Raw genomic sequence first — 23321 nt, forward strand, 5'->3', positions numbered from 1 at the left:
CCGAGGCGCCGTTCGTCAAACTCGGCCGCGCGGTCGGCCGGCTCGATGTGCTGACGGACGCCGGCGTCTTTCCCTGCACCGCCTTCCTCATCTCCGAACGCCACATCCTGACCAACCACCACTGCGTGCCCGGCATCGTCGACATCCCCGAGGCGCGGGCAACGCGCATCGAAGCCGTGCGCCTGGTGCTCGGCTATACGCTCGACGGGGTAGCCGAGGGGGCCGAGGGCTTCACGGTGAGCGCCGTGCCGGTCGAGGCCAACCGCCGGCTCGATTATTCCATCCTCGAGGTGTTCGGCGACCCGAGCGTGCGCTTCGGGTCCTTGCGGCTGGCCAGCGTCGATCCGGTTCCGGACAATTATCCCTATTGGATCATAGGGCACCCCTTGAAGGGCGCGCAGCGCATCAGCCGCGAGCAGTGCAAGAGCGCGGCCCCGGCCGTCGCCGGCGAACGCCTGCGCCATACCTGCGATACCTTGCCCGGCAACTCGGGCTCGCCCGTGATCGATCCCGAAACGAAAGCCGTCGTCGCCCTCCACCATGCCGGCTCGGCGCGCGATGCGATCAATTTCGCGGTGCCGCTGTCGCTCATCGCCTCGCGATCCGAGATCGTCGCGGGGCTCGTTGCAAAGTCCGCCGCTCCACCCCCGGCGCCCGGCGCGCCGCTCGCCTCCGCGCCCCTTTCCGAGGCGGCGCAGGCCTGGGAGAGCATAAAGTCGACCGACAACCCCGCCTTCCTCGACGCCTTCATCAAGCGTTTTCCTGACACGGTTTTTGCCGATTTCGCGCGCGTGCGCATCGCAGAGCTGGCGCGCGAGAAGGAGCCGACGGCCGAGCCCGCGCCGGCCACTGCACCCGAAGCTCCCAAGGCCGTTGCGGATAATCCCCCCGCTTCGGGCCCGATCGAAACGCGTACCGCCCTCGTTTCCCCTCCCGCCACGGCTCCGGCATTCTCCCCGGCCGCTGACCTACCCATCGCAACCAGCGCCGCCGACCTCATTGCCCGCGTGCGCGCCAGCGTGGTCAAGGTGGAGGCGACCTTCCCGAAGCGTGCCGATTCCGTGTCATCCGAGGACAGCAGGAATGTGGATGATGTCCTCAATTCGCTGCCGGTCGACCACCCGTTCCGCGACTTCTTCAAGCAGTTCCGCCAGTCCGGCAGTGGCACCGGCGCTGCCACTACTGACGGCGCCGGGAAATCGCAGGCCATCGGCTCCGGCGTCATCGTGTCGGCGGACGGCTACATTGCCACCGTGGCGAGTGTCGCTGCAGGCGCCGATTCGCTCACCGTCACGCTCGATGCCGGTAATGCCCTTCCCGCCACCCTGATCGACACCGATCCCCTCACCGGCCTGACGCTCTTGAAGATCGCTCCGGCAGCGCCACTGACGGCGGCCACCTTCGCCGCCCTGACCCCTGCCAAAGGCGAGCCGGTGATTGCGATCGGCGCGCCCTACGGCCTTCTCGGTTCGGTAAGCGATGGCGTGGTCGAGCGGCTCGCGGATCAGCCGCAAGGTGGCACGAGCGTCGCCCTACTCGAGATCGACATGCACGTAGCCAACGGCCATGCCGGCGCGCCGCTGTTCAACATACGCGGCGAGGTCGTCGCCCTCGTTGAAGGCTCGAGCGTCACCACCGAAGGACCAACAGGCCTTGCCATGCCGGGCTCCATTGCCGGCCCGGTGCTCGAGGAGCTTCGCGTGAGTGGCGTTTCCCGCTCCACCGCCGAGATCGTCACGCGCGTTCGTGCCAGCGCAGCCGAGCAGCCCTTCAGCACCCCGTCGCAATTCTTCGGCGAATGGAGCCCAGCCGCAATGGCGAGTGCGCGGCGCGCCACCGTCCGCATCACGGCAACCGCCAGAGGTACCGCGAATGACGGAACCGCCCTCGCGGACCTCTCGGGCGCAGGCGTCTCCCTCGGCGACGGTCGCATCCTGACGTCTTCGTCCCTGGTCGCTGGTGCCGGAGCGATCGACGTCATGACCTCCGACGGGGGCCGATACCGGATCGAGAAAGTGCTCGGCATCGACGCGCGGACCGGCCTTGCACTACTCCACTTGCCATCGGCCGGCCGGAACCTGCATGCCATCGAATTCGCTGGCGATGCTCCGCGAGCCGGCCAGGCAATCTTTGCTTTCCGGCCCGACGCCCCGGGCGGCGAACGTGGCATGCTTTCGGCCGCGAGCCGCAATGTCGGATCGGGGCCCTACGATCTCGTCCAGTACGACCTCGACCTTGGCGACACCTGGGGCGGCGCGCCGGTGTTCGATGCCACCGGGCGCCTCGCGGCGATCACCATCGTCAAGTATCAACCCGAGGTCGCAACGTCCGGCAAGACTGCCTCCCTCCACTTCGGCGCCCCCGCGGCTCTCGCCTCGGCCGTTGCCGGCGAACTCGCCAAGGCGGGCACCGTCTCGCGCGGCTGGCTGGGCGTCAAGATCCAGAACCTGTCGCCGGAGATCGCCACCTCGCTCGGACGGAGCGACAGCAAGGGCGCGCTCGTCACCGAGCTCACCGAGGGCGGCCCCGCCGTGAAGGCCGGCCTGCTCGCGGGCGACCTCATCCTCGCAGTCGACGGCACGGGGATCGCCGATACGAGAGACCTCGCGCGCCGCATCGCGGGCCACGCCCCGGGCAGCCGCGTCACCCTCGACATCGTTCGCCAAGGCGCTTCCGCCCGCATCGTGTTGACGCTCGGCACCTTCCCGACGGCCGCGCCGCAGCTGGCCGCCGCACCGGCGAATGCCGCGCCGGAGGCGCCTGCCGCCCCGCCGCTCGAGGACACGCTCCCTCTCGGCGCCGTCGAACTCGCGATGTTGACTGCGCAGCGCAAAGTGCAATACGGCGTCGTGACTGCGACCGATGGTGTATTGGTTCAGAGCGTCACCCCCGGCAGTCAGGCCGCCGAGAAGGGGCTCACCGTTGGGAACGTGATCGTGGAGGTCGGCCAGGAAAGCGTACGATCGCCCCGCATGCTGGCATCCATCGCGGAAACCGCCGCCAACGCCGGGCGCGACAAGCTGCTCCTCCTGGTCTGGTCGAAAGAGGGGCAACGGTTCGTCGCCCTTCCGGTCTCGGAGTTGCTCCCTGCCAAGACGGTGAACACATCGACCGCCCGCCCCAGCCTATGGCGCGCCGTCACCTTCGGTGAGGGCAATCTCGGTCGCGATCCCGGCACCGCCGCCGACCTCATCATCGGGAGTTTGCGCGATGAAGGCTGGCAGGGCGAAGTCGGGCGCATCCTGTCGGCCGGCGCCGGCGAATTGCCCGACGACGTCCGCCGCGCGCTCCAGCAGGAGTTGAAGAGCCGTGGCCTCTACAAAGGGGCGATCGACGGCGACATCGGGCCCGGAACGCAGCGCGCCTTGCGCAGCCTCGTGCCGTGAATTTCGCCGCTCGATGAACGCGAGGGCCCGGGGGCGCCGACCGCTCCCGGGCCTCGGCTGGTGATCGCGACCGCCGCGATTCCACTTCTGGCCCCGTCCCTGATCGGATAGTGTAGCGCGCAACGAAGTAGCGATCAGGGGGCTGACGGCATGAGCGCATGGATCCGGATGATATCGGACGAGGAGGCCTCGCCTGAATTGAAGGCGGTGCTCGACCTCGCCCGCACGCCGCACGGCACGGTCGACAATGTCATGCGGGTCCACTCCCTGCGCCCGAACACCATGCGTGGCCACGTCATCCTCTATCGCGCCGCCCTCCACGACGACACCAACACGCTGCCCATGTGGCTCCAGGAGACGGTCGCCTCGTACGTTTCCATCCTGAACGACTGCCCCTATTCGCTCGCCAACCACTGGTCCAACGCCCGTCACCTGATGGCCGACGATGCCCGCGCCGATCGCATCAAGGCCGCCCTCGACGCCCGGCGTCCGGCCGACGTTTTCGACGGTCGTGAACTCGCGCTGATGGAGTACGCCGAAAAACTCACGCTGCGCCCCGGCGCCATGCAGCGCGCCGACGTCGAGCGCATGCAGGCGGCCGGCCTCGACGACGGCGAAATCCTGGAGGCCAACCAGATCATCGGTTATTTCAACTACGTGAACCGGTTGCTCAACGGTCTCGGCGTCTCGACGGCGGGCGACGTCATCGGCTATTACGCCAAGGACTGAAACGTCGGGATCGCCCGACCGTGTCGCGCCGGCCGGTGGCCGACTCGACCAAGGGGGCGGAGAAGTGGTGGGGAGATCAGCGGCGATGACGAGCCTCGACGACGCCGCCACGGACCTTCGGCGGGGAGCCCGAAATCTGCTGCTCGACTGTGCCGGCCTCGCGCCGGGCGAGCGCCTCCTCCTCGTGCATGAGCGGCCCGACCTCGGCTGGTACGATCGCGGCGCCGCCGACGCGCTGGCGGACGCGGCCCGCCGGATCGGCGCCGAGGTCTCGATGGTCGAGGTCGACGGCCCTGCCAATGCCCCCTCGCCGTCGCTCGCGGCCGCCATGGCCCGGAACGACGTGACCGTTTTTCTCGCCCGCATCGGCGATCAGGGTCGCTTCGATGCCGTCCCAGCCGGCCAGCGCCGCGTCATGAGTTATGCGCGAACGGCCGCGCAATTGGCCTCCGCATTCGGCACGACGCCCTATGCCGCCACCAAGGCGCTGAAGGAGGCGGTCGACGATATCCTCCTTTCCGCCCGTCACATCGAGATCACCTGCCCGGACGGCACGGCTGTTTCCGGGACGCCGCCGCTTGCCGTGCCCCGCGCCGATGTCACGGTCCGGCGCTTTCCGCTCGGTGTGCCACAGCCGGTGAGCGCCAGGGGCTTTTCCGGTCGGGTCGCGCTGCGCGACTACCTGACCCCGACCGGCTCGCGCGTCTACGAGCCCGCCTGTATTCCCCTCGAGGCGACGGTCCACGCCCATTTCGAGGCGGGCCGCCTCGACCGGCTTTCGGGTCCCGCCGGCGTGGTCGCGCTCATCGAGGAGCATTACGAGCACGTTGCCGGGCTCTTCGGCATCGACCGGGCCGTCGTACACTCCTGGCATGCGGGCTTCCATCCGGCCTGCGGTTTTTCCGGGCGCCCGGCCGATGACCCCGACCTCTGGTCCAACTCGGTCTTCAACAGTCCCCGCGCCCTGCATTTCCACACCTGCGGCGACTATGCGCCGGGCGAAATCTGCTGGCTCGTTCCGCAACCGACCGTGACGGTCGATGGAACGGCGCTCTGGCAGGATGGCCGCCTGCACGCCGAACGCTTCGAGCCGACGGCGCGCTGCCTCGAGGTGCACCCCGCGCTGCAGGAATTGTTTTCCTCACCACCGGCGCCCATCTCGGCCTGAGCCCGCCGGGCACCTGCCCGTTGCGCCGGGTGGGTCAGTGCGAAAGAATCTGCGAGAGGAAGAGCTTGGCCCTGTCGCTGACAGGGGCGTTGAAGAACGTCTCGGGGCTCGCTACCTCGACGATCTCGCCATGGTCCATGAAGACGATGCGATCCGCCACCTTGCGCGCAAAACCCATCTCGTGCGTCACGCAGATCATCGTCATGCCGTCCTGCGCCAGCTCCACCATGACATCGAGCACACCGGAGATCATTTCCGGATCGAGCGCTGAGGTCGGCTCGTCGAACAGCATGATCTTGGGCCGCATGCAGAGCGCGCGGGCGATCGCGACGCGCTGCTGCTGGCCGCCCGAGAGCTGCGCCGGATATTTTCCCGCCTGCTCGGCGATTCGCACCCGCTCGAGGTAGTGCATCGCGAGATCGCGCGCCTCGGCCTTCGCCACCTTGAGGTTCCGCACTGGCCCGAGCGTGAGATTGTCCAGCACCGTCATGTGCGGGAAGAGATTGAAGCTCTGGAACACCATGCCGACCTGGCGGCGCACCTCCTCGAGGCCGCGCATGCCGGGCGTCACCTCGCGCCCATCGACCCGGATGGTCCCGGCCTGATGTTCTTCCAGCTGGTTGATGCAGCGGATCAGTGTGGACTTTCCCGATCCCGACGGCCCGCAGATGACCACACGCTCGCCGCTCCCCACATTGAGGTCGACGTTGAAGAGGGCGCAGAATTCCCCGTACCACTTGCCGACTCCGGTCATTTCGACGAGGGGCCGGGCGTTGTCTTGTCGTGTCATGCGAATGGCCTCGTCTGGTTCGGCGGTGGCGGCAGCGGGCGGCGTGCCGCCGTTCACCGTCTGCTCTTTCGTGCCCGCGCCTCGAGGCGCGCAAAGAGCACGGCGAAACTGTAGCAAAGTACGAAGTAGAGGCCCGCCACGAGGATCCACGTCTCGAACACGCGCGTCGTCGAGGCCGCTACCTCGGTCGCGAGATACGTGAGCTCCTGGATGGAGATGAGGGAGACGATGGCGGAATCCTTGATGAGCGTGATGAACTGGCCAGCGAGTGGTGGCAGGATTCGGCGCACCGCTTGCGGCATCACGACATCGCGCAGCACGTTGAATGGCGAGAGCCCGATCGCCCTGGCCGCCTCCCACTGCCCCTTTTCGACGGACTGGATGCCGGCCCTGACGATCTCCGTGATGTAGGCCCCCTCGAACAGCGCGAGGCAGACCACACCCGCGATGAAGTTGTCGATTAGCGCCGGCGAGCCGAAAGCGAAGACGAAGAGCGAGTTGTCCACGAGCGGACTGTTGCGATCGATCGAGTCGAGTCCGATCGCGGGAAAGAGCTGGCTGGAGATGAAATAGTAGAAGATGAAAATGAACACGACCGGCGGAATGTTGCGCACGAGTTCCACATAGCTGCGCGAGAGGATGCGCAGCGTGAGGTTGCTCGAAGTGCGGCAGTAGCCCATTACGCCGCCGATGATTGTAGCAAGGATGGTCGCCCAGAACGCGAGCCTGAGGGTCGTCGCCAGCCCCTGTAGGAGGAGGTTCGAAACCCAGGTGCCGGTGCCCTCGTCGAAGCGCACGACGAACCCGAACACGCGCGACCAGTCCCAGTGATAGACCAGCACGCCGTTGACCCGATAGGCGATGAAGATCACCAGCAGCGCGATGGCGCCGAACACGACGAAGTCGAGCGCCGAAAGGCGACGCGGCGGCGGCGGTGGTGGTGGCGTCGTCCGGTCCATCGGCAGGCCGTGTCCTCGCGGTTGCGATTGCCGCCGGCGGGTCGCTCTCCGCCGACGGCGCTTCTCTCAGCCCGGGTTGGCTGCCGTTTCGGTGTCCCCGCTCATTGCGTCGGGGCGACGTTGTCCTTCCACGCCGCCTGGCTCTTGAACCAGTAGTCGTGACGCTCCTTCAGCCAACCGCTGCTGTTGTTCACCAGGATCCAGTTGGAGAAATAGTTGAGCGCGTCGTGATCGCCCTTGCGCAGCGCGAACGCCTCGTCGCCCGTCGTCAGGTTCGTGCCGTCGAAGGCCACGAACACCTTGTCGGGATGCGCGTCGGACCAGAAGCGCGGCTTCGGCGCGCTCGAGATCATCGCGTGTGCGTTGCCGTTGACGACCTCCTGGAACGCTTGGGCGTCGTCGTCGAACTGGCGCAGCGTCGCCTTGGGGAAGAGCTTCTGAGCGGCGTTGCAGGGCGTCGCGCCGCGCCGGCAGGCGATGGTGACGCCTGCGGCATTGTAATCCTCACGTGTCGTGAACGAGCCGGCCAGCGCCTTGTTGGCGGCCATCTGCTGGCCGGAGTGGGCGTAGGGGATGGTGAAGTTGACCGTGAGGTTGCGCTGCGGCGTGATCGACATGCCGCCGATGATGACGTCGAACTTCTTGGCGATGAGGGCGGGGATGATGCCGCTCCAGGCCGTTGGAACGAACTCGACCTTGACGCCCATGTCCTCGGCGACTTTGGTGGCGACGTCGATTTCGAAGCCCATGAGGTTGCCGGCCTTGTCGCGCATCGCCCAAGGCACGAACGTGCTCATGCCGACGCGCAACGTGCCGCGCTGCTGAATTTCTTCCAGCAGGCCCTGTGCCGAGGCGCCCTGGGAGCCGCCCGTCACGGCGGCGGCCGCGAGCGCCGCGGCGACCGCGAGACCCTTCAGCCGATTCCACATTTTCATTCTCCTCCTCCGTCTTTCGGATGCTCTAGCGCCTGCCCGCGTCGAGCTTTCTTTCGAGCATCGTCACGGCCAGGGACAGGCTGACGGTGAGTGCGAGATAGATGCCCGCGACGATGAACCAGATTTCGAACGCCATGAAGGTGTCCGATATGAGATTGAGGCCTTCCGTCGTCAGTTCGGCGACCGCGATGACGCTGACGATCGCGGAATGCTTGACGAGCGAAATGATGAGGCCGGTGAGCGGTGGCAGGATGAGTGGCAGCGCCTGCGGGATGACGATGAAGCGGTACTTGTCCGCGGTCGTGAAGCCGTTGGCGTCGGCCGCCTCGTACTGGCCGCGATCGACGGCCTGGATACCGCCCCGGATGATCTCGGCGGCGAACGAGCCCTCGAAGAAGGCGAGACACAGCACACCGGCCCAGAAGCGGTCGACGCCGAAAATCGGCGCCAGAACGAAGTAGAAGAGGAAGAGCTGGACGAGCAGCGGCGTGTTGCGGATCGCCTCGAGGTACCAGGTCGCCACTATGCGCCCGGAGATCGAATCCGAAAGGCGAAGGAACGCCGTGACCAGCCCGATGGCGATCGCGAGAACGCTGCTGATCGCCGCGAGACGGATCGTCTCGATGAGGCCGCGCACGAGCGGCCCGTAGATCACCTCGCCATCGATCACACGGTAGAAGAACGGTGGGACGCGGTACCACTGCCAATTGTATTCCATGGCCGCTGCGCCGCGGTAGATGAGCCAAGCAATGAGGCCGAGCACGATCACCGCCTGCGCCACCTCACCCCCTCGGCGCAGGGCGCGCCCGGTGATCGGAACGCGGGGCGCCCGTCTTTCGGAACTGGGGCTTGGCACTGTCGTCACGTTCATCGCAGCGACAGCTGAGGTGGGATGGTGGAACGCACGGACAGGCACCCGATGCACGAGTACGGACGAACGCGAGTATCCCCATAGGCATATCGCGAAGTCAACGAGGTTGCGGCTCTGGATTGCGCGGATGCTATGACTTGGCGCTCCCGAACGTTGGTGCTCTGCCGATCAGGAAACAATGCGCCCGCGAGTGGGCGTAGGCTTCATCGATCGTTGCGGCCATGCCGGAGACGTCCTTCGGCTCCTCGATCGCCGTGTAGCCGAGACCCATGACGTCGAGGATCGGCTCGACGATGCGCACGCCATAGGACGCCGATTGCCGCGACCGCAGGTGCGGTTCCTTACCCTGCAACCCGACCATCATACAGATCGGCAGCTCGTAATCCATGGCGATGGCCCGCACGGCATTGAGCGAATCCATCAGCCCCGTCTGCTGCATCATCAGCACCGCGCGCGTCCCCGTGTAGGACATCGCCGCGCAGATCGAGACCCCCTCGTCCTCCTTGCAGATGCGCACGAGCTTGAAATCGGGGTCGCGCGAGATCGGCCAGAGGAGGCCGTCGCTCGTGACGATGTCGGGCAGCGCGACGACGAACCGCACACTGGCCCGCTTGAGTTCGGCGATGATCGCTTCGCCACTGGGCGCTGCGAACGGTGCGCCGCCGCATGCCCCGTCGCCGTGCCGAGCGGCCTCAACCATTACCACCTCCCTCGAGAAACATCTGCAGCGCGAGCACGGCGGCTCCGATCTCCGCCTCCCGCCCGATGGTGATGCGGATGCAATCGTCGTAGGCCGGGGCGGCAAAGCGGCGCACGGCGATGCCGCCGCGTCGCAGCGCATCGCTCGCCGCCGCTGCCGTGTGGCTGGCTTTGGGGAACCGCACGAGCACGAAATTACCCTGGCTCGGCACCGGCGCGAGACCGAGCGCCGCGAGCTGTGTTGTCAGCAGACCACGCAAACGGATGGTTGTCTCGCGCACGTGGCGCGCGTGTTCCCGATCGCCGATCGCCGCCATCGCCGCCGCGAGCGAAGGGCTTGCGACGGGGAACGTCATTCCGATCCGCATCACCGCATCGACCACCGCGCGCGGGCCGTACAGCCAACCGACGCGGGCGCCTGCAAGGCCATGAATCTTCGAGAACGTGTGCGTGACGACGACGTTCTCGGCCTCCTCGACCAGCCGGTGGCCGGGAGAATAGTCGGCCGCGTCGGCATACTCGGCATAGGCGCAGTCGAGCACCAGCAGGACGTTGCCGGGCAGGCCGGCATGCAGCCGCCGCACCTCGCTTTCCGAAAGGTAGGTGCCGGAGGGGTTGTCCGGATTGGCGAGGTAGACCATGCGCGTGCGCTCGCCGACCCGCGCGAGGATGGCCTCCACACTCGCCTTGAGCGCCTCGTCCGGTGCCGCGATTGCCACGGCATCGTTGGCCAGGGCGTAATTGGGCACCTTCGGGTAGCCATTGGCGCTGCGAACAAGCTCGCTGCCCGGCGCGAGGTAGGCCCGGGCAAGGCGCGCCAATAGATCGTCCGAGCCGTGTCCTATCGCGATCCGGTCGGCGTCGAGTTCGTGCGCCTCCGCGATCGCCGGTGCGAGCTGTCTGTGCGGCTCCTCGAAGTAGCGCTCGATACCGCTGACCGCGGCCCGCGCAGCCTCGATGGCTCGCGGGCTCGGCCCGAAGGCGCTTTCGTTGGAGTTGAGCGCGATGGCGACCGGGGGGCCATCCAGGCCGGCCTGCGCGAGCATGTGGCCCTTGATGGTGAGCAGTCCGGGGCGGGGTGTGGGGCGCGTCATTGCCGGCTCATGTTGTCCTAGGTCGCCATCTATCACATTGCCGGTTCGAATTTTCAATTCGCTTTCGCTGATCTTATGCTAGGCACGGTCCAGCACCTGTCCCGCATACCGGAGCCACCATGCCGGAGAGCGCGCCGGTCAGCCGGCTGACGAGCACGATCGACCTTTCAGCGCCTGGCAAGCGGTTCGGGGAGCTTTGCCTGCGCTGGTCGGACAACGCCCAGCCGCTCGGCTATCACGCCATTCCGGTCGTCGCCATCGTGGGCAAGCCCGGGCCGAGCGCGCTCCTCGTAGCCGGTGTCCACGGCGACGAGTTCGAGGGTCCCGCCGCGCTCATGCGTCTCGCCCACGCGCTCGAGCCGGACGAGGTCGATGGCCGCATCGTCATCCTCCCGGCCCTCAACATGCCGGCGGTTGAGCGCTCGAGCCGTGTCTCCCCGCTCGACGGCGTCAATCTCAACCGGGCCTTTCCGGGCGATCGCGACGGCGGTCCGTCCGCCATGCTCGCGCACTACGTCGAGGCGGTCCTGATGCCTGGCTGCGACCTCGTGGTCGATCTCCACAGCGGCGGGAAGGCCTCCGTTTTCACCCCATGCGCCCTTGCCGCGCGGGATGGGGATCGGCTCCTCGAGGCGCGCAATTTCGCGCTTGCCAGGGCATTCGGCGCCCAGACGGTCTGGGTTCTCGGCGGCTTCAACGACAATCGCAGCGTCAATGCCGCCGCCGCCCGTTGCAAGGTTCCGATGATCGCTGCCGAACTCGGTGGCGGGGGCGGCTGCGAGCCGGCCCTCGTGGCGCTCGCCGAGGTGGGCGTTCGGCGCTGCCTCGCCGCCGTCGGCATCCTCGCCGATGCGCCGGCACCTCCGGATTGGACCACTGGCCGGCCACGCCCGGTCGAGATCCGTTCGCTTTCACAGAATGTTTATGCTCCCTTGAATGGCGTCTTCGAGCGCGCGTTCGCGGCCGGCGACGAAGTCGAGGCGGGCGATGTCGCCGGCCGGCTGTACCTCCTCGACGAACCGGGCCGGGTCCCGATCGAACTACGCTTTCCCGTGAGCGGTCTGGTTCTTGCCCACGGCAACAGGGGGCATGCTATGCGGGGCGACATGTTGGCGATGGTCGCGGCCGACGCGACCGACGTGGAACTGGGAGGAGCCTCATGACAACGGCGAGCTTCGTTCGCAATGCCTGGTACGTGGCGGGCTGGAGCCGCGACTTCGGTCGCGAAATGCGCGCCCTTCGCATCCTCGGGGAGGACGTGGTCTTCTACCGGCGCGAGGACGGCGCGCCGGTCGCCTTGGAGGACGCCTGCCCCCACCGCAAGCTGCCGCTTTCCAAGGGCCGCCTCATCGGTGACGACGTCGAGTGCGGTTATCACGGGTTGACGTTCGACTGCTCCGGCGCCTGCGTCCGCGCGCCGACCCAGGAAGGGCACATCCCGGCTCGCGCCGTGGTCCACAGCTATCCCGTGGCGGATCGCTGGGATCTCCTCTGGGTTTGGATGGGTGAGCCGGCCGCCGCCGACCCCGAGGCGATCATCGACATTCCGCATTTCGACGATCCGACCTGGGGGCGCACGCCCGGCGGCAGCATGGACGTCGCTTGCAATTACCTTTACGTCATGGACAACCTCCTCGATCCGTCCCATGTCGCCTGGGTGCACGTGACATCGTTCGCCGGTGCCGGCACCGAGAGCGAGCCGCTGCGGGTCGACACGCTCGAGGATGGCGTGCTCGTCTGGCGCTGGCTGAACGATCGCCCGCCGCCGCCCTACTATGCGAACCTTGTCCGGTTTTCCGGCAATTGCGATCGCAAGCAGCACTATGAGTGCCGCGTCCCCTCGATCGCGATCAACAAGTCGATATTCACGCCCAAGGGTACGGGAGGATCGGAAGGCGCGCTTCCCGCCGAGGCTTTCATCAACGTCTCTTACAACTTCATGACGCCCGTCGACGAGGCCAACACCCGCTACTTCTGGTTCCAGCATCGCAACACCGACCCCGACAACGCGGAGGTCTCGCAGCGGATGTTCGAAGGAGCGAAAATGGCGTTCGAGGAGGATCGCCTCGTTCTCGTACACGTTCAGGACGGCATGGCTCGCTCGCGCACGCCGCATTTCAATCTCGGCATCGATGCGGGCGCCGTCCGCTTTCGTCAGATGGTGGACCGGCGCATCGCTGGCGAACGGCCAGCGGGCTGAGTTGGCGCCGCAACTCAGGAGGCCGCGATCCCGGCCCCCCCTTCGCTCTCCGCGAGCGGGCGGATGGAAACGCGCGTGTCACTGACCGCCGGTGACTTGCCGGTGCGCGCCGTCGACGCACGGACCAGTGCGCTGACCGTGCCCCCGCTCGTGGTCCGCTTGCGCCAATGCCCGTGCACCATGGCCACGACACCCGGACGCACCAGCCGGCCGACACGCGCAACGGCAATGAGTTCGCCCAGTGCGTTGGAGACGACGACCATGCTGCCGTCGGCTATGCCGAGGGCTTGCGCATCTGCCTCGTTGATCGAGATTTCCAGGGGCTCGGCGGATGACGCCGTCGCCTCGCCGTCGCCATAGCAGGAGTTGAGGAACCGGTGTGACTTCGAACTGATCAGATGGAATGGATGGCGCTCGGCGTCCCGCCTCTTCGCACCTCCCGCCTCGACATGGCATGGCAGCGGGTCGACCGGTGTGCCATCCTGTCCACCCTCGTAGCCTTGTCGGAAATGCGCCATCACGAATGCGCCCCTGGCGGCGAGGGAGGAGGCGAATTCCGCCTTGCCGCTCGGGGTCGGAAAGCGCCCATCGGCGTGCGGCAGCCGAGTTTCCGCAGCACCGACCGCGAGACGTGCGGAGCCTTTATCGAGAAGCGCCTCGAGAGTGATGCCCGCGAGCGCTGGATGGGTCCAGTCGAGCGCCTCGCGCGCGATCTCGAGATCGCTCCTCAGGAGGCTCGGATGCGCTTTCGCAAGGCCTGTCGCCTCGGCGAGTCGCCGGAAGAGTTCCGCGTTGGAGACGGCTTCGCCGAGCGGTTCGATCGCCGGCAGGTTGGCCATGAGATGGAAATGACCCCAGCTGTACATGATGTCGAACTGCTCGAGCTGGGTCGTGGCCGGCAGCACGATGTCGGCATGCTCGGCCGTCTCGGTCATGAACTGTTCGCTGACGATGAGGAAGAGATCGCTGCGCGCGAGCCCGGCGAGCACCTTGTTCTGCTCCCCGCACGCAGAAAGGGGATTGCAATTGTAGACGACCAGCGCCTCGATTGGCGGCTCCAGTGACCTTTCGCCGGTGAGCAGCGGCCCGAGTTCGAAAAGGTTGAGGACGCGCGTGCCGGGACGAATGAGGTCGGCGCGCGTCAGAGCCGCCCGGTTGATCGGAAAGGCACGGCCGGCACTCTGCATGATGCCGCCGCCGACCTCGCGCCATGAGCCCGTCAGCACCGAGATCGCGCATATCGCCCGCACGGCGTCGCCACCGTTCTCCTGGCGCTCGAGCGCGACGCCGAGCCGCATGGCCAGCGGCTGGGCGGCGGCAAGCGCCTGCGCGAGAGCCACGATTTCCCCGGCGGCAAGCCCCGTTACGCGGCCTGCGACCTCCGGCGGCCAGTCGCGCGCGCGCTCGGCGAGTTCATCGATCCCGATCGCGGATCGCCGGGTGAATTCCTCATCCACCAGCCCATCGCGAAAGAGGACGTGGATGACCCCGAGCGCGAGCGCGCAATCCGTTCCCGGCAGCGGCTGCACGTGCGTGTCTGCCTTGCGTGCCGTCCGCGACAGCCGCGGGTCGATGACCGTGAGTTTCGCGCCCCGCCTCCTGGCCTCGGAGATGAAATGCCAGTGATGCGGCCCGGTCGCCACGATATTGCAGCCCCAGAGCACGATGTGTCGGGCGTGCGCGAAGCTCTCGGCATCGAGTCCCGCGGTCGGCCCGAGTACCATGTTGTGGGCGAGCCCGGCGCCCGAATTGCAGAAGGTGCGTTCCGCGATCGAGGCGCCGAGCGCGTTGAAGAAGGGATCGCCGCAGTGCAGGCCGTTGACCAGCCCCTGCTGGCCGAGATAGCTGCACGGCAGGATCGCTTCAGAGCCACGCCGCGCGGCGATCGCACCGAGCCGCTCCGCGATCTCTACCAGCGCCTCGTTCCAGGTGATCCGCGCGAAGCGCCCCTCACCCTTGGCGCCAACGCGTCGCAGTGGATGCAGGATGCGCCCGGGGTGATGAACGCGCCGTTCGTAGTTCCTGACCTTGGCGCAGAGCGAGCCACGCGTGAAAGGGTGTTCCGGATCGCCCGCCACCCCGATGATGCGATCCTGCTCCACGTGTGTCAGCATCGCGCATGTATCGGGGCAGTCGTGCGGGCAGGCGTTCCTGACCGTGCGCCGACCGTCGCCGGCCGCGCTGCCGCCAGCCGACCCGCCGACGTCCGTGCCAGCGCCACCCGGACCGATCATCATCTCGCCCGCCTCCATCGAGGTCGGGTCGGCGCCCCAGGCCGGTTCGCGCTCATCGCGTTTCGAGCACGAGGGCATCCTCCGGCCGCCATGCGAGTACGACTTTGTCGCCGACCCGCACCGTGACTTCCTCCGGTCGCGTTTCGGTGAGGATCGGCTTGCCGCGGCCGACGTCGATCAGCAGGTCGAGGAGGTTGCCGGAGAACGTGCTGGCGATAACCGTTCCCTGCATCCGGCTGCCGCCACCGCCACCCGAGCCCTCCGGCAACGCCGCGATGTGCTCCGGGCGCACCCCGACGCTGACCCGCTCACCGACTCGCCGGTCACCGGCCTTCGCGCGCACCGTCGTACCATCCTCGAGGCGCACCGTCGCGATTCCTGCGTGGTTCTCGGTGAGCGTCCCCTCGAGCAGGTTGATGCGTCCGACGAAGCCGGCAACGAACGTCGACTTCGGGCGGTTGTAGATTTCCTCCGCGGTGCCCAGCTGTTCGAGGAGGCCCTCGTTCATCACGGCGATGCGGTCCGACATGCTCATCGCCTCCGTCTGGTCGTGCGTCACGAACACGGTGGTGATCTGCAATTCTTTCTGGATGCGCCGCAGTTCGAACTGCATCGTCTCGCGCAGTTTCAGATCGAGCGCGCCGAGCGGCTCGTCCATGAGCAGCACGCGCGGCGGATAGGCCACGGCCCGCGCCACCGCGATGCGTTGCGCCTGGCCACCGCTCAGCTCCGATGGGTAGCGGTTTTCCACCCCAGGCAGCCGCACCAGCTCGAGCAGCTCGCGCACGCGCGGTTCGATCCGTTCGCGCGGCGTGCGCCGCTCGCGCAGTGGGAACGCGATGTTCTCTGCGATCGTCAGGTGCGGAAAGAGCGCATAGTCCTGAAAGACCATGCCGATCTCGCGTCGCTGCGGCGGCAGGTCGGTGACGTCGTCGTCGCCGAGCAGGATCTGGCCCTGCGTCGGATCGATGAATCCGGCGATCAGCCGCAGCGTCGTCGTCTTGCCGCAGCCCGAAGGCCCGAGGAGGGTGATGAACTCCCCCTCCTCGATTTCGAGGTCGAGTGCCCGAAGGGCGGTGACCGCGCCATAGCTCTTGCTGACGCTTTTCAGAGTGACGCGCGACATGCACTGCCCCCGGTCGTCGTGGTTCGCGTCACTATTGGGCGACCATCCGGTTCCACTCGTCCGTCCAGTCGGAGATTTGGAACTTCGAGTAGTCCGTGCGCTGCTGCTTCTGGATCTTCACCGGGTCGAGGACCAGCATCTCCGCGATCACCGGGTCCTCGCCCATGCGAGCGATGGCGTTGCGGTTGATCGGCGTGATGCCGCTCTTCTTGGCGAAGAGGAGCTGGAATTCCTCGTCGAGGTATTCGTTGAGGAACCAGTGCGCGGCCTCCACGTTCGTGCTGTTGCTCATGATGCCGAGCCAGCCTTCCTTGGCGACACCCACCATGCCTTCCTTGATGAAGGGATGCACGCTGGTGACGTTGACGCCCGCGTTCTTCGCCCTGAGGCACCAGCCGGCATTCGAGACCGAGGCATAGACGTCGCCCGACTGGTACTGTTGCACGAGCTCGCCGCCCTGCGACCAGAACTTGAGGATTTTCATGGCCTTGAGCATTTCGAGGGCGGGTTTGATATTGTTTTCATCGCCACCCGTCGCATAGGCGAGCGAGCCGAGATTGGCGAGTCCACCGCCCGAGTTGATGTCGGGAAAGGAAATCCGCCCCTCGAGTTCCGGGCGCACGAGATCCTTGTAGGTCGTCGGGGCCGGGATGCCGAGTTCTGCGAACTTGTCCTTATTGTAGCAAATGACCTCCTGGGTGTGCCAGGACCCGATCATGTTCTCGTTGTACTGGTAGGCGTCCATGTGCTGCTTGTTGGGGATCAGCTCCAGGTTGAGCTTCTGGAGGAAGCCGGCCTCGAGGATGTCGGAGACCTGCGCGTCGAGAATCTCCATGATGTCGAACGGGGCCTGGCCGCGTGCCGCGACGACTTTCGCGAAGTTCGCCTGCGGGCTACCGGTGACGAACTCGATCTTGCCGCCTTCGGCCTCGAAGCGCGGCACGATGCGCTCTTCCATGTTGGCCTTCCAGGAGCCGCCCCAGGTTCCGATTCGCAGCGTTACGCCATCGAATTTTCCGGCGAGCGCGGGTCCGGCGAGCGCCTGCGTGATTGCGAGCAGGGTCCCGACGATCAGGGCCTTGCCGCCAGTCGACTTCCATCCACTCATTCGTATTCCTCCTCCAAGTAGAGAACCGGACGCGCCTTCCGGCCAACCGGTCGTCGCGTCAACTCCCAGTCAGCGCCCTCCTCCGCCCCCCGTTCGGAGCAGGACCTCGAGCCCCACCACCCGCTGCATGACGAGAAGCAGCGCGAGGCAAACCAGTATCACCACGCTCGCCGAGGCCATGAGGCTCGGGTCGAAGTCGTTCTCGAGCGCAAAGAAGATTTCGACGGGGTAGGTGACGAACCCCGGCACCGTGAGGAAGATCGAGATCGGCACGTCTGCGAACGACACCATGAAGGCATAGAGCGCACCCGCATAGACCCCCGGCATGATCACCGGCAGCGTCACCCGCCGGAATGCGCGCCAGGGCGTTGCGCCGTGGATGACAGCGGCCTCCTCGAGCCGCCGGTCGAAGCGCTGCAGGATGGCCGTGACGGTGCCGACCACATAGGGCGTCGCAACGAAGATGTGGCCGAGCGCGAGGCCCGCCAGCGTGCCCTGCCAGTAGAGCCCGGTGAGGTCGCCGACCAGATAGTAGAGCTGAAGGAAAGCAATTCCCGTCACGATGGAGGGAATCTGCAATGGCGCCCGGAAGATTGCCGCGATCAGCGCCTTTCCGGGCAGGTTGCTCCTGACCAGACCGAGCGCGGCCGGCACCCCGAGCAGGCACGCCCCGACCGCCGAGATCGCGGCGAGCGCGAAGCTGAGCCCGAGCGCCTCGAATTGTGTTCGCGGTATCTGAGTGTACCAGTGGAAGGACAGGTTCTTCGGTGGGAAATCGAAGGAGGCGTCGACCGTTTCGGTGGGACCGTTGAACGATGTTCCGATCACCACGACGATGGGTGCGAGCAGGAAGATGTAGGACAGTGAGCAGTAGAGCCAGAAGAGACCCTTGCCGAGGCGGCGTTGCACGCGGTGGATGGAAAAGGGCCTGGCCATCTGTTCACACCGTCACGAGATGGGCCGCCCGCATCCGCCGCAGCAGGTAGATGGAGAGGATGTTGATGAGGATGACCGAGAAAAGCAGCACGGCCGCCAGCGTCGCCGCCATGGAATACTTGATGTCCATGAATACGGTCCGCTGGATCAGAACCGGCAGCGTGAACACGCGTCCGCCCCCGAGCAAGGCGGCCGAGGTGAAGGCGCCCATGCACATGTTGAAGACCATGAGGACCATGGCCGTCACACCTGGCAACGCCAGTGGGAAGATTACGCGGTAATAGACCCGCCAACGGCTGGCCCCGTGGATCTGCGCCGCCTCCTCGAACGAGCGCGGGATGGTCTGAATGACGCTGTAGAGGAGCAGCACCCCGAACCCGAGCGTGAAATGCATGAGGCCGATGACGACGCCCGTCTCCTTGCCGAAGATGCTGTAGGGTCCGCTGACGAGGCCGAGCGAGAGCAGCGTCTTGTTCAGCACCCCGCTCGCCGAGAAGATCACGATGAGGCCGTAGACCTTGATGACGATGGTGATGAAGGTGGAGACGACGATGCTCGCGAGCAGAACCATCGCCCACCTCGAGCGCATGCGCGCGATGAGGTAGGCGACGGGAAATCCGAGGAGGAGCGTGAAGAGTGCCGCGAGCGCCGAGGTCTTCACCGTCACCCAGAGGGTGTTCAGATAGAAGCCGTCCGTGAAGAACCTGACGTAGTTGTCGAGGATGAAATCTTTGCCGGTGCGCCCCAGCCCGAGATCCTTGAAGAAGCTGCGCTCCAGGAAGACGAGCTGCGACGCCGCGACCAGGATGAAACTGAACACGAAAGGGGGAACGAGCAGTAGCCACCAACGGACGTGCAACTCTCCGCCCCCAGACTCGCGGCCCGGCTCCACCGCCGACGCCACCACAATTGGCGCGGTAAGGAACCCTCGCGGGCCCTATTCCACGAACGTGTGCCAAGCAACGAGGCGCACCGCCCCAGCCCCCACATCGTCATTCTTGAACCCTCCAGTCATTCGGTCAAGCCCCTTTCACCCGATCGCAAATGCTGATTTGTTATGCAAACGGTCGGCCGAATGCCAACCCTTCGCGAGCACGGGTGCGCCGAAGTGACGTGGCTGAGGGCGTATCCGAAGGTCGCCACAGGCAGTGGCAGGTTCGCTGTGGTCGTCGACAGCTCGCATGGGGGAGCCCGAAAGATGAGTGCAGCGCACCGCGCCGAAGGTGTCACCGACGGCGGTAGTGACGTCGTCACGGCGATCCTCGTCATGCTGTTGTCGACGCTGTTCCTGTCGGTGATGCAGGCGCTGGTGCGCTACATCGGCGATGACATGTCCGCGATCCAGGTGACGTTCCTGCGCAGCATCTTCGGGCTGATTTTCATCCTCCCGTTCCTCGTCGGCAAGGGTCGGGCGGGTCTGGTGACCCACCGCCCCGGCCTGCATGCGCTGCGCGGCGTCCTGATCGCCGTCTCGACGGTCACCTTCTTTTGGGGTCTGGCCCGCGTGCCGCTGGCCGAGGCGACTGTGCTGAGCCTCGTCGGGATCATCTTCGGCTCGGTCGGTGCGGTGATCTTCCTCGGCGAGCCGATGCGCTGGCGGCGCTGGTTGGCCGTTGGTGTGAGCTTTCTCGGTACCCTCGTCATTCTGCGCCCCGGCTTGATCGAACCTTCGCTCGGCGCCTATGCGGTTCTCCTCTCGTCGATCACCTGGGGTCTCGCTCTGGTCGTCGTGAAGGAACTCTCGCGCACCGATTCATCGCTCTCCATCATCGCCTGGTCGCTCATCCTGATGACGGTGTTCTCCTTCGTGATGACGATCCCGGTCTGGCGTTGGCCGAGCCTGGAGGAATGGTTCGTTGGCGCGCTGATCGGCGCCACCGCCACCGCCGGTCATTTCGCCATGACGAAATCGCTGCAGCTCGCCGATGCCACCATCGTGCTGCCGCTCAACTTCACGCGCCTCATCTGGGCGGCGCTCATCGGTTATGTCTGGTTCGCCGAGGTGCCCGACGTCTGGACCTGGGTCGGCTCGATCCTCATCGCGGGCAGCGTCACCTACATCAGTCGGCGGGAGGCGGCCCTGCGCCGTCAGGCCGTTGCCGCCCGAACGGCGCACGATCCCGCGCCCAGGCCGGCGCCCTGAACCTCAGGCGACGGGGCGCGCGCGGCGGCCCGAACCCGCCCCTTCGAGGAGGAATTCGGCCAGGAGTGCGTCGAACACCTCGGCCCGCTCGACCTGGACGAGATGCGAGGCGCCCTCGATGATCTCGAGCTGTGCGCCCGCCACCCCCGCCGCGATGCGCTCGGCATCGGCTGGCGGTGTCGCAACGTCGCCGACCCCGGTGATCAGCAAGAGCGGCGTGGTGATCTCGACCAGCCGCTCGCGCACGTCGAAGTCGCGCACTGCCATGCTCGAGGCGGCATAGCCGGCGAGCGGCGCGCCCAGCACCATGCGCCGTACAGCCGCGACCTCCTCGCGGCCGGCGGTAAGGAACGGCGGCGTGAACCAGCGAGCCAGCAACTCGTCGATGATCCCCTCGAGGCCGACCTCGGCGAGCCGTGCGAGCCGCCGGTCGAACCCCGATTTGTCGTCGACGCCCGCGCTCGCGCCGACCAGCACCATGCGGGCAAAGCGCTCCGGCGCCTCGAGCGCGAGCCAGAGCCCGACCATGCTGCCGAGCGACAGTCCGCAAAAGGCCGCCCGACGGACCCCGACATGATCCATGACCGCGAGCGCGTCACGCCCGAAGTCGGCGATCGCATAGGGCCCGGGTGGCACCGACGATCCGCCATGTCCGCGACCGTCGATGTTGAGGATGGCGAAGTGCGCGCCGAGCTGGCGGACTTGCGGCGCCCAGAGCCCGCGGTTCGCGCCGAGCGAATGGTGCAGCACCAGCCAGGGCTGACCAGGCGTGCCCTCGACGACGTATTCGATCTCCGTCGCCCCGGTCCTCAGTCGCGCCATGTCTCGTCCCCTTCGACCCGCGTTCCGCCACCTGCGCCATGCCCGGCGTCCGACGATCCGGCATCCCGGTACATCGCGGGTCGCTCCATCATCTCCATCACCAACTCCTCGGCGCCGAACCCGTCCCGCGGCAGACTGAGCGCCTGCTGGCCGTTGTAGGCCAGTGCCGCCTGCACCCGGCGATCCAGGTAGTAGGCACCCGCCACCACCTGCATGAGCAACGTGAGTTCACCTGGTTGCTCGGCTTCGATCCGCTCGAGCGCAGCCTCGGGCGCGGTGCCGGCGAGCTTTTCGAGCAGCCGCGAGAGCGGCGCCAGAAGGTCGGGTCTCGCCGCCAGCACGGCATCCGTTGGGGCACCGGAAAGCGCCAGTTCGTCGGCTCCCGGCATGGCGCTATGGGCGGGCGCGATGAGCGCCGCGAGTCCGGCGAGCGTCGCGCGCTGGCTCGGTCCGAGCACGCCAGGTGCCGGTTCTCCTGTTTGAGTATTCTTCTTGCCGCCGTCGGTCATCCCGCCACCGCCATGTCCCTGCGGCGCGCAAAGACGCCGTCCGCGGCCCTGAGCGCGAGCGCCGCGATCGTCGCTGCCGGATTGACGCTCGAGCATGTCACGAAGACGCTGCCGTCGACGATCATCAGGTTGGGGATGTCGTGGCAGCGGTTCCAACGATCGACCACCGAGCGTTCGGGATCGTCTCCCATCCGGCAGGTGCCGAGCGCGTGCCAGCCATTCTCCACCACGAGCTCGCGCGTCAGCGTCCGCCGTGCCCCTGCCTCCAGGAACGATTCCTCGGCCCGGCGCGACATGAAGGCCAGCATCGCGCGCGCGTTCTCCGCGATGCGGTAGGTGAGGCGCGGTGCCGGCATGCCGTGACGGTCGCGCAATGCCGCATCGAGCGTGACGTTGTTGTTCTCGTCCGGCAGGTCCTCCGCCGTGATGCCCCAGACAGCCGAGCGCCCGAGCCATTCCGCGACGTTGCGGTGCATCGCCTCACCCCAGACCCGTTTCCCGGGACGCGGATAGAGAGCCGCCAACAGCGGTCCGCCCGAGGGCGACAGGTTCCACTTCGCGCCCCTGAGGAATCCCCGTGCGCCGTCCGTTTCCGCGAACTGCATGGAATAGAGGCTCTGGCCCCAGTGCCCTTGCCAACTGGTCATCGGCTCGTCGAATTGACCGATGATGCGGGCGAGCGGGTGCATCATCAGGCGGCGTCCGACCAGTCCGGAGCTGTTGGCGAGGCCACCCCCGCCCGAGTTCAGGAGAATTCGCGGCGTCGCGATGGCATGCGCCGCGAGCACGACGAGACGGGCCCGCGCGTGCTGCTCGCGGCCCTCGGCATCGTGATAGATCGCCCCGTCGGCGCGGCCGGCGTGGTCGATCGTGATGCGCGCCACGCTCGCCCCGGTGACGAGCCTTGCCCCGAGCCGTTCCGCTTTCGGCCAGTGTGTGAGGTCCGTCGAGGCCTTGGCGGTTTCGTTGCAACCCGCCCGGCAGGTGCTGCGCTGCACGCAGGGTCGCCGGCCGTCGTAGGCGCGCGACGCGATGGCATTCGAGCCCGGCCACCAGTGCCAGCCGAGCCGCATGTGCGCCGCCGCCACCCGTTCGCCCCATGCCCCGATCGGCAGCGGTGGCATCGGATAGTCAGGGCGCGGCGGATAGGCCGGATCGCCGGCGAGACCGGAGACGCCGAACTGGCGGTCCACCGCGTCGTAGTAGGGGGCCAGTTCGCGGTAGTCGATCGGCCAGTCGTCGGCCACGCCATCGAGTGAGCGGACCCGGAAATCCGATGGCAGAAAGCGCATCCAGTGGGCGCTGTAGAGGATGGTGCTGCCGCCGGCGCCGTGAAACAGCATCGGTTTGATGTCGGAGGTATCGTCTGCGATCGGCGTGTCGTCCGGCCCGCGCCGCACATTGGGGTTCGCATGCCACGGCCCGAGCGCGGCGAGTTCGAATTCGTCGCGCCGGCCGGGATAATCCTCCGGGCTCCATCGCCGCCCCTGCTCGAGGCAGACGACATCGACCCCCGCCTCGGCGAGCCGAAGCGAGAAGACGGCACCCGACAACCCTCCCCCGATCACCAAAACGTCCGACTGCATGTGCCAGTCTGGCGCCCGAACCATGG

General features: G+C 66.9%; 20 protein-coding genes. 6 read left to right on the plus strand and 14 right to left on the minus strand.

The window, feature by feature from the left end:
- The 3 genes from GC150_16780 to GC150_16790 form a co-directional block, all read left to right on the plus strand.
- Positions 1-3386, plus strand: a 3386-nt coding sequence (locus GC150_16780; GenBank protein MBI1386564.1) for a PDZ domain-containing protein, incomplete at its 5' end; no start/stop codon positions are given.
- A gap of 150 nt (positions 3387-3536) precedes the next feature.
- Positions 3537-4115 carry a peroxidase-related enzyme gene (locus tag GC150_16785; GenBank protein MBI1386565.1) on the plus strand — a complete coding sequence of 193 codons (579 nt, stop codon included), beginning with the start codon at positions 3537-3539 and terminating at the stop codon, positions 4113-4115.
- A gap of 85 nt (positions 4116-4200) precedes the next feature.
- Complete coding sequence (locus GC150_16790) at positions 4201-5283, plus strand: hypothetical protein (protein ID MBI1386566.1); 1083 nt, start codon at positions 4201-4203, stop codon at positions 5281-5283.
- 34 nt (positions 5284-5317) lie between these two features.
- Here GC150_16790 and GC150_16795 read toward each other — a convergent pair whose 3' ends face one another.
- The 6 genes from GC150_16795 to GC150_16820 form a co-directional block, all read right to left on the minus strand.
- Positions 5318-6073 (minus strand): ATP-binding cassette domain-containing protein, encoded by a 756-nt coding sequence (locus GC150_16795; protein ID MBI1386567.1) that lies wholly within the window; start codon positions 6071-6073, stop codon positions 5318-5320.
- Positions 6074-6126: 53 nt separating this feature from the next.
- Positions 6127-7032 carry an ABC transporter permease subunit gene (locus GC150_16800; protein ID MBI1386568.1) on the minus strand — a complete coding sequence of 302 codons (906 nt, stop codon included), beginning with the start codon at positions 7030-7032 and terminating at the stop codon, positions 6127-6129.
- Between the two features lie 101 nt (positions 7033-7133).
- A complete protein-coding gene (locus GC150_16805) occupies positions 7134-7961 on the minus strand; it encodes a transporter substrate-binding domain-containing protein (GenBank protein ID MBI1386569.1) in 828 nt (275 codons plus the stop codon).
- A gap of 31 nt (positions 7962-7992) precedes the next feature.
- The gene (locus GC150_16810; protein MBI1386570.1) at positions 7993-8838 is read right to left on the minus strand and encodes an ABC transporter permease subunit; all 846 of its coding nucleotides are present in this window, start codon (positions 8836-8838) and stop codon (positions 7993-7995) included.
- Between the two features lie 130 nt (positions 8839-8968).
- Positions 8969-9538 carry a decarboxylase gene (locus tag GC150_16815; GenBank protein MBI1386571.1) on the minus strand — a complete coding sequence of 190 codons (570 nt, stop codon included), beginning with the start codon at positions 9536-9538 and terminating at the stop codon, positions 8969-8971.
- Positions 9531-10631 carry an aminotransferase class I/II-fold pyridoxal phosphate-dependent enzyme gene (locus GC150_16820; protein MBI1386572.1) on the minus strand — a complete coding sequence of 367 codons (1101 nt, stop codon included), beginning with the start codon at positions 10629-10631 and terminating at the stop codon, positions 9531-9533. Before GC150_16820 ends, GC150_16815 begins: the two co-directional genes overlap by 8 nt.
- A 119-nt stretch (positions 10632-10750) precedes the next feature.
- Here GC150_16820 and GC150_16825 point away from each other — a divergent pair, with 119 nt between their 5' ends.
- Positions 10751-11794, plus strand: coding sequence for a succinylglutamate desuccinylase (locus tag GC150_16825; GenBank protein MBI1386573.1), 1044 nt, complete (start codon positions 10751-10753; stop codon positions 11792-11794).
- Complete coding sequence (locus GC150_16830; GenBank protein MBI1386574.1) at positions 11791-12831, plus strand: Rieske 2Fe-2S domain-containing protein; 1041 nt, start codon at positions 11791-11793, stop codon at positions 12829-12831. The genes GC150_16825 and GC150_16830 overlap by 4 nt, the downstream gene beginning before the upstream one ends.
- A 14-nt stretch (positions 12832-12845) precedes the next feature.
- On the opposite strand, the gene GC150_16835 is transcribed toward GC150_16830, so the two are convergent.
- The 5 genes from GC150_16835 to GC150_16855 form a co-directional block, all read right to left on the minus strand.
- The gene (locus tag GC150_16835; protein ID MBI1386575.1) at positions 12846-15065 is read right to left on the minus strand and encodes a molybdopterin-dependent oxidoreductase; all 2220 of its coding nucleotides are present in this window, start codon (positions 15063-15065) and stop codon (positions 12846-12848) included.
- Positions 15066-15117: 52 nt separating this feature from the next.
- Positions 15118-16191 (minus strand): polyamine ABC transporter ATP-binding protein, encoded by a 1074-nt coding sequence (gene potA, locus GC150_16840; protein ID MBI1386576.1) that lies wholly within the window; start codon positions 16189-16191, stop codon positions 15118-15120.
- A gap of 31 nt (positions 16192-16222) precedes the next feature.
- Positions 16223-17299: an extracellular solute-binding protein gene (locus GC150_16845; protein MBI1386577.1), complete on the minus strand. Its 1077-nt coding sequence runs from the start codon at positions 17297-17299 to the stop codon at positions 16223-16225.
- A gap of 69 nt (positions 17300-17368) precedes the next feature.
- On the minus strand, positions 17369-18235 hold the full coding sequence (locus tag GC150_16850) for an ABC transporter permease subunit (GenBank protein MBI1386578.1): 867 nt from the start codon (positions 18233-18235) through the stop codon (positions 17369-17371).
- Between the two features lie 4 nt (positions 18236-18239).
- The gene (locus tag GC150_16855) at positions 18240-19055 is read right to left on the minus strand and encodes an ABC transporter permease subunit (GenBank protein ID MBI1386579.1); all 816 of its coding nucleotides are present in this window, start codon (positions 19053-19055) and stop codon (positions 18240-18242) included.
- 237 nt (positions 19056-19292) lie between these two features.
- On the opposite strand from GC150_16855, the gene GC150_16860 reads away from it, so the two are divergent.
- Positions 19293-20378, plus strand: coding sequence for an EamA family transporter (locus GC150_16860; GenBank protein MBI1386580.1), 1086 nt, complete (start codon positions 19293-19295; stop codon positions 20376-20378).
- Between the two features lie 3 nt (positions 20379-20381).
- Here the strand turns inward: GC150_16860 and pcaD are convergent, their stop codons facing one another.
- From pcaD to GC150_16875, 3 genes are read right to left on the minus strand one after another with little or no spacing between them, the layout of a single operon-like run.
- Positions 20382-21200, minus strand: coding sequence for a 3-oxoadipate enol-lactonase (pcaD, locus tag GC150_16865; protein MBI1386581.1), 819 nt, complete (start codon positions 21198-21200; stop codon positions 20382-20384).
- Complete coding sequence (locus GC150_16870) at positions 21188-21709, minus strand: hypothetical protein (GenBank protein MBI1386582.1); 522 nt, start codon at positions 21707-21709, stop codon at positions 21188-21190. Before GC150_16870 ends, pcaD begins: the two co-directional genes overlap by 13 nt.
- Positions 21706-23319, minus strand: coding sequence for an NAD(P)-binding protein (locus tag GC150_16875; GenBank protein ID MBI1386583.1), 1614 nt, complete (start codon positions 23317-23319; stop codon positions 21706-21708). Before GC150_16875 ends, GC150_16870 begins: the two co-directional genes overlap by 4 nt.
- Positions 23320-23321 lie beyond the last annotated feature (2 nt).

Source organism: Hyphomicrobiales bacterium, assembly GCA_016125495.1.
Lineage (GTDB): Bacteria > Pseudomonadota > Alphaproteobacteria > Rhizobiales > RI-29 > RI-29.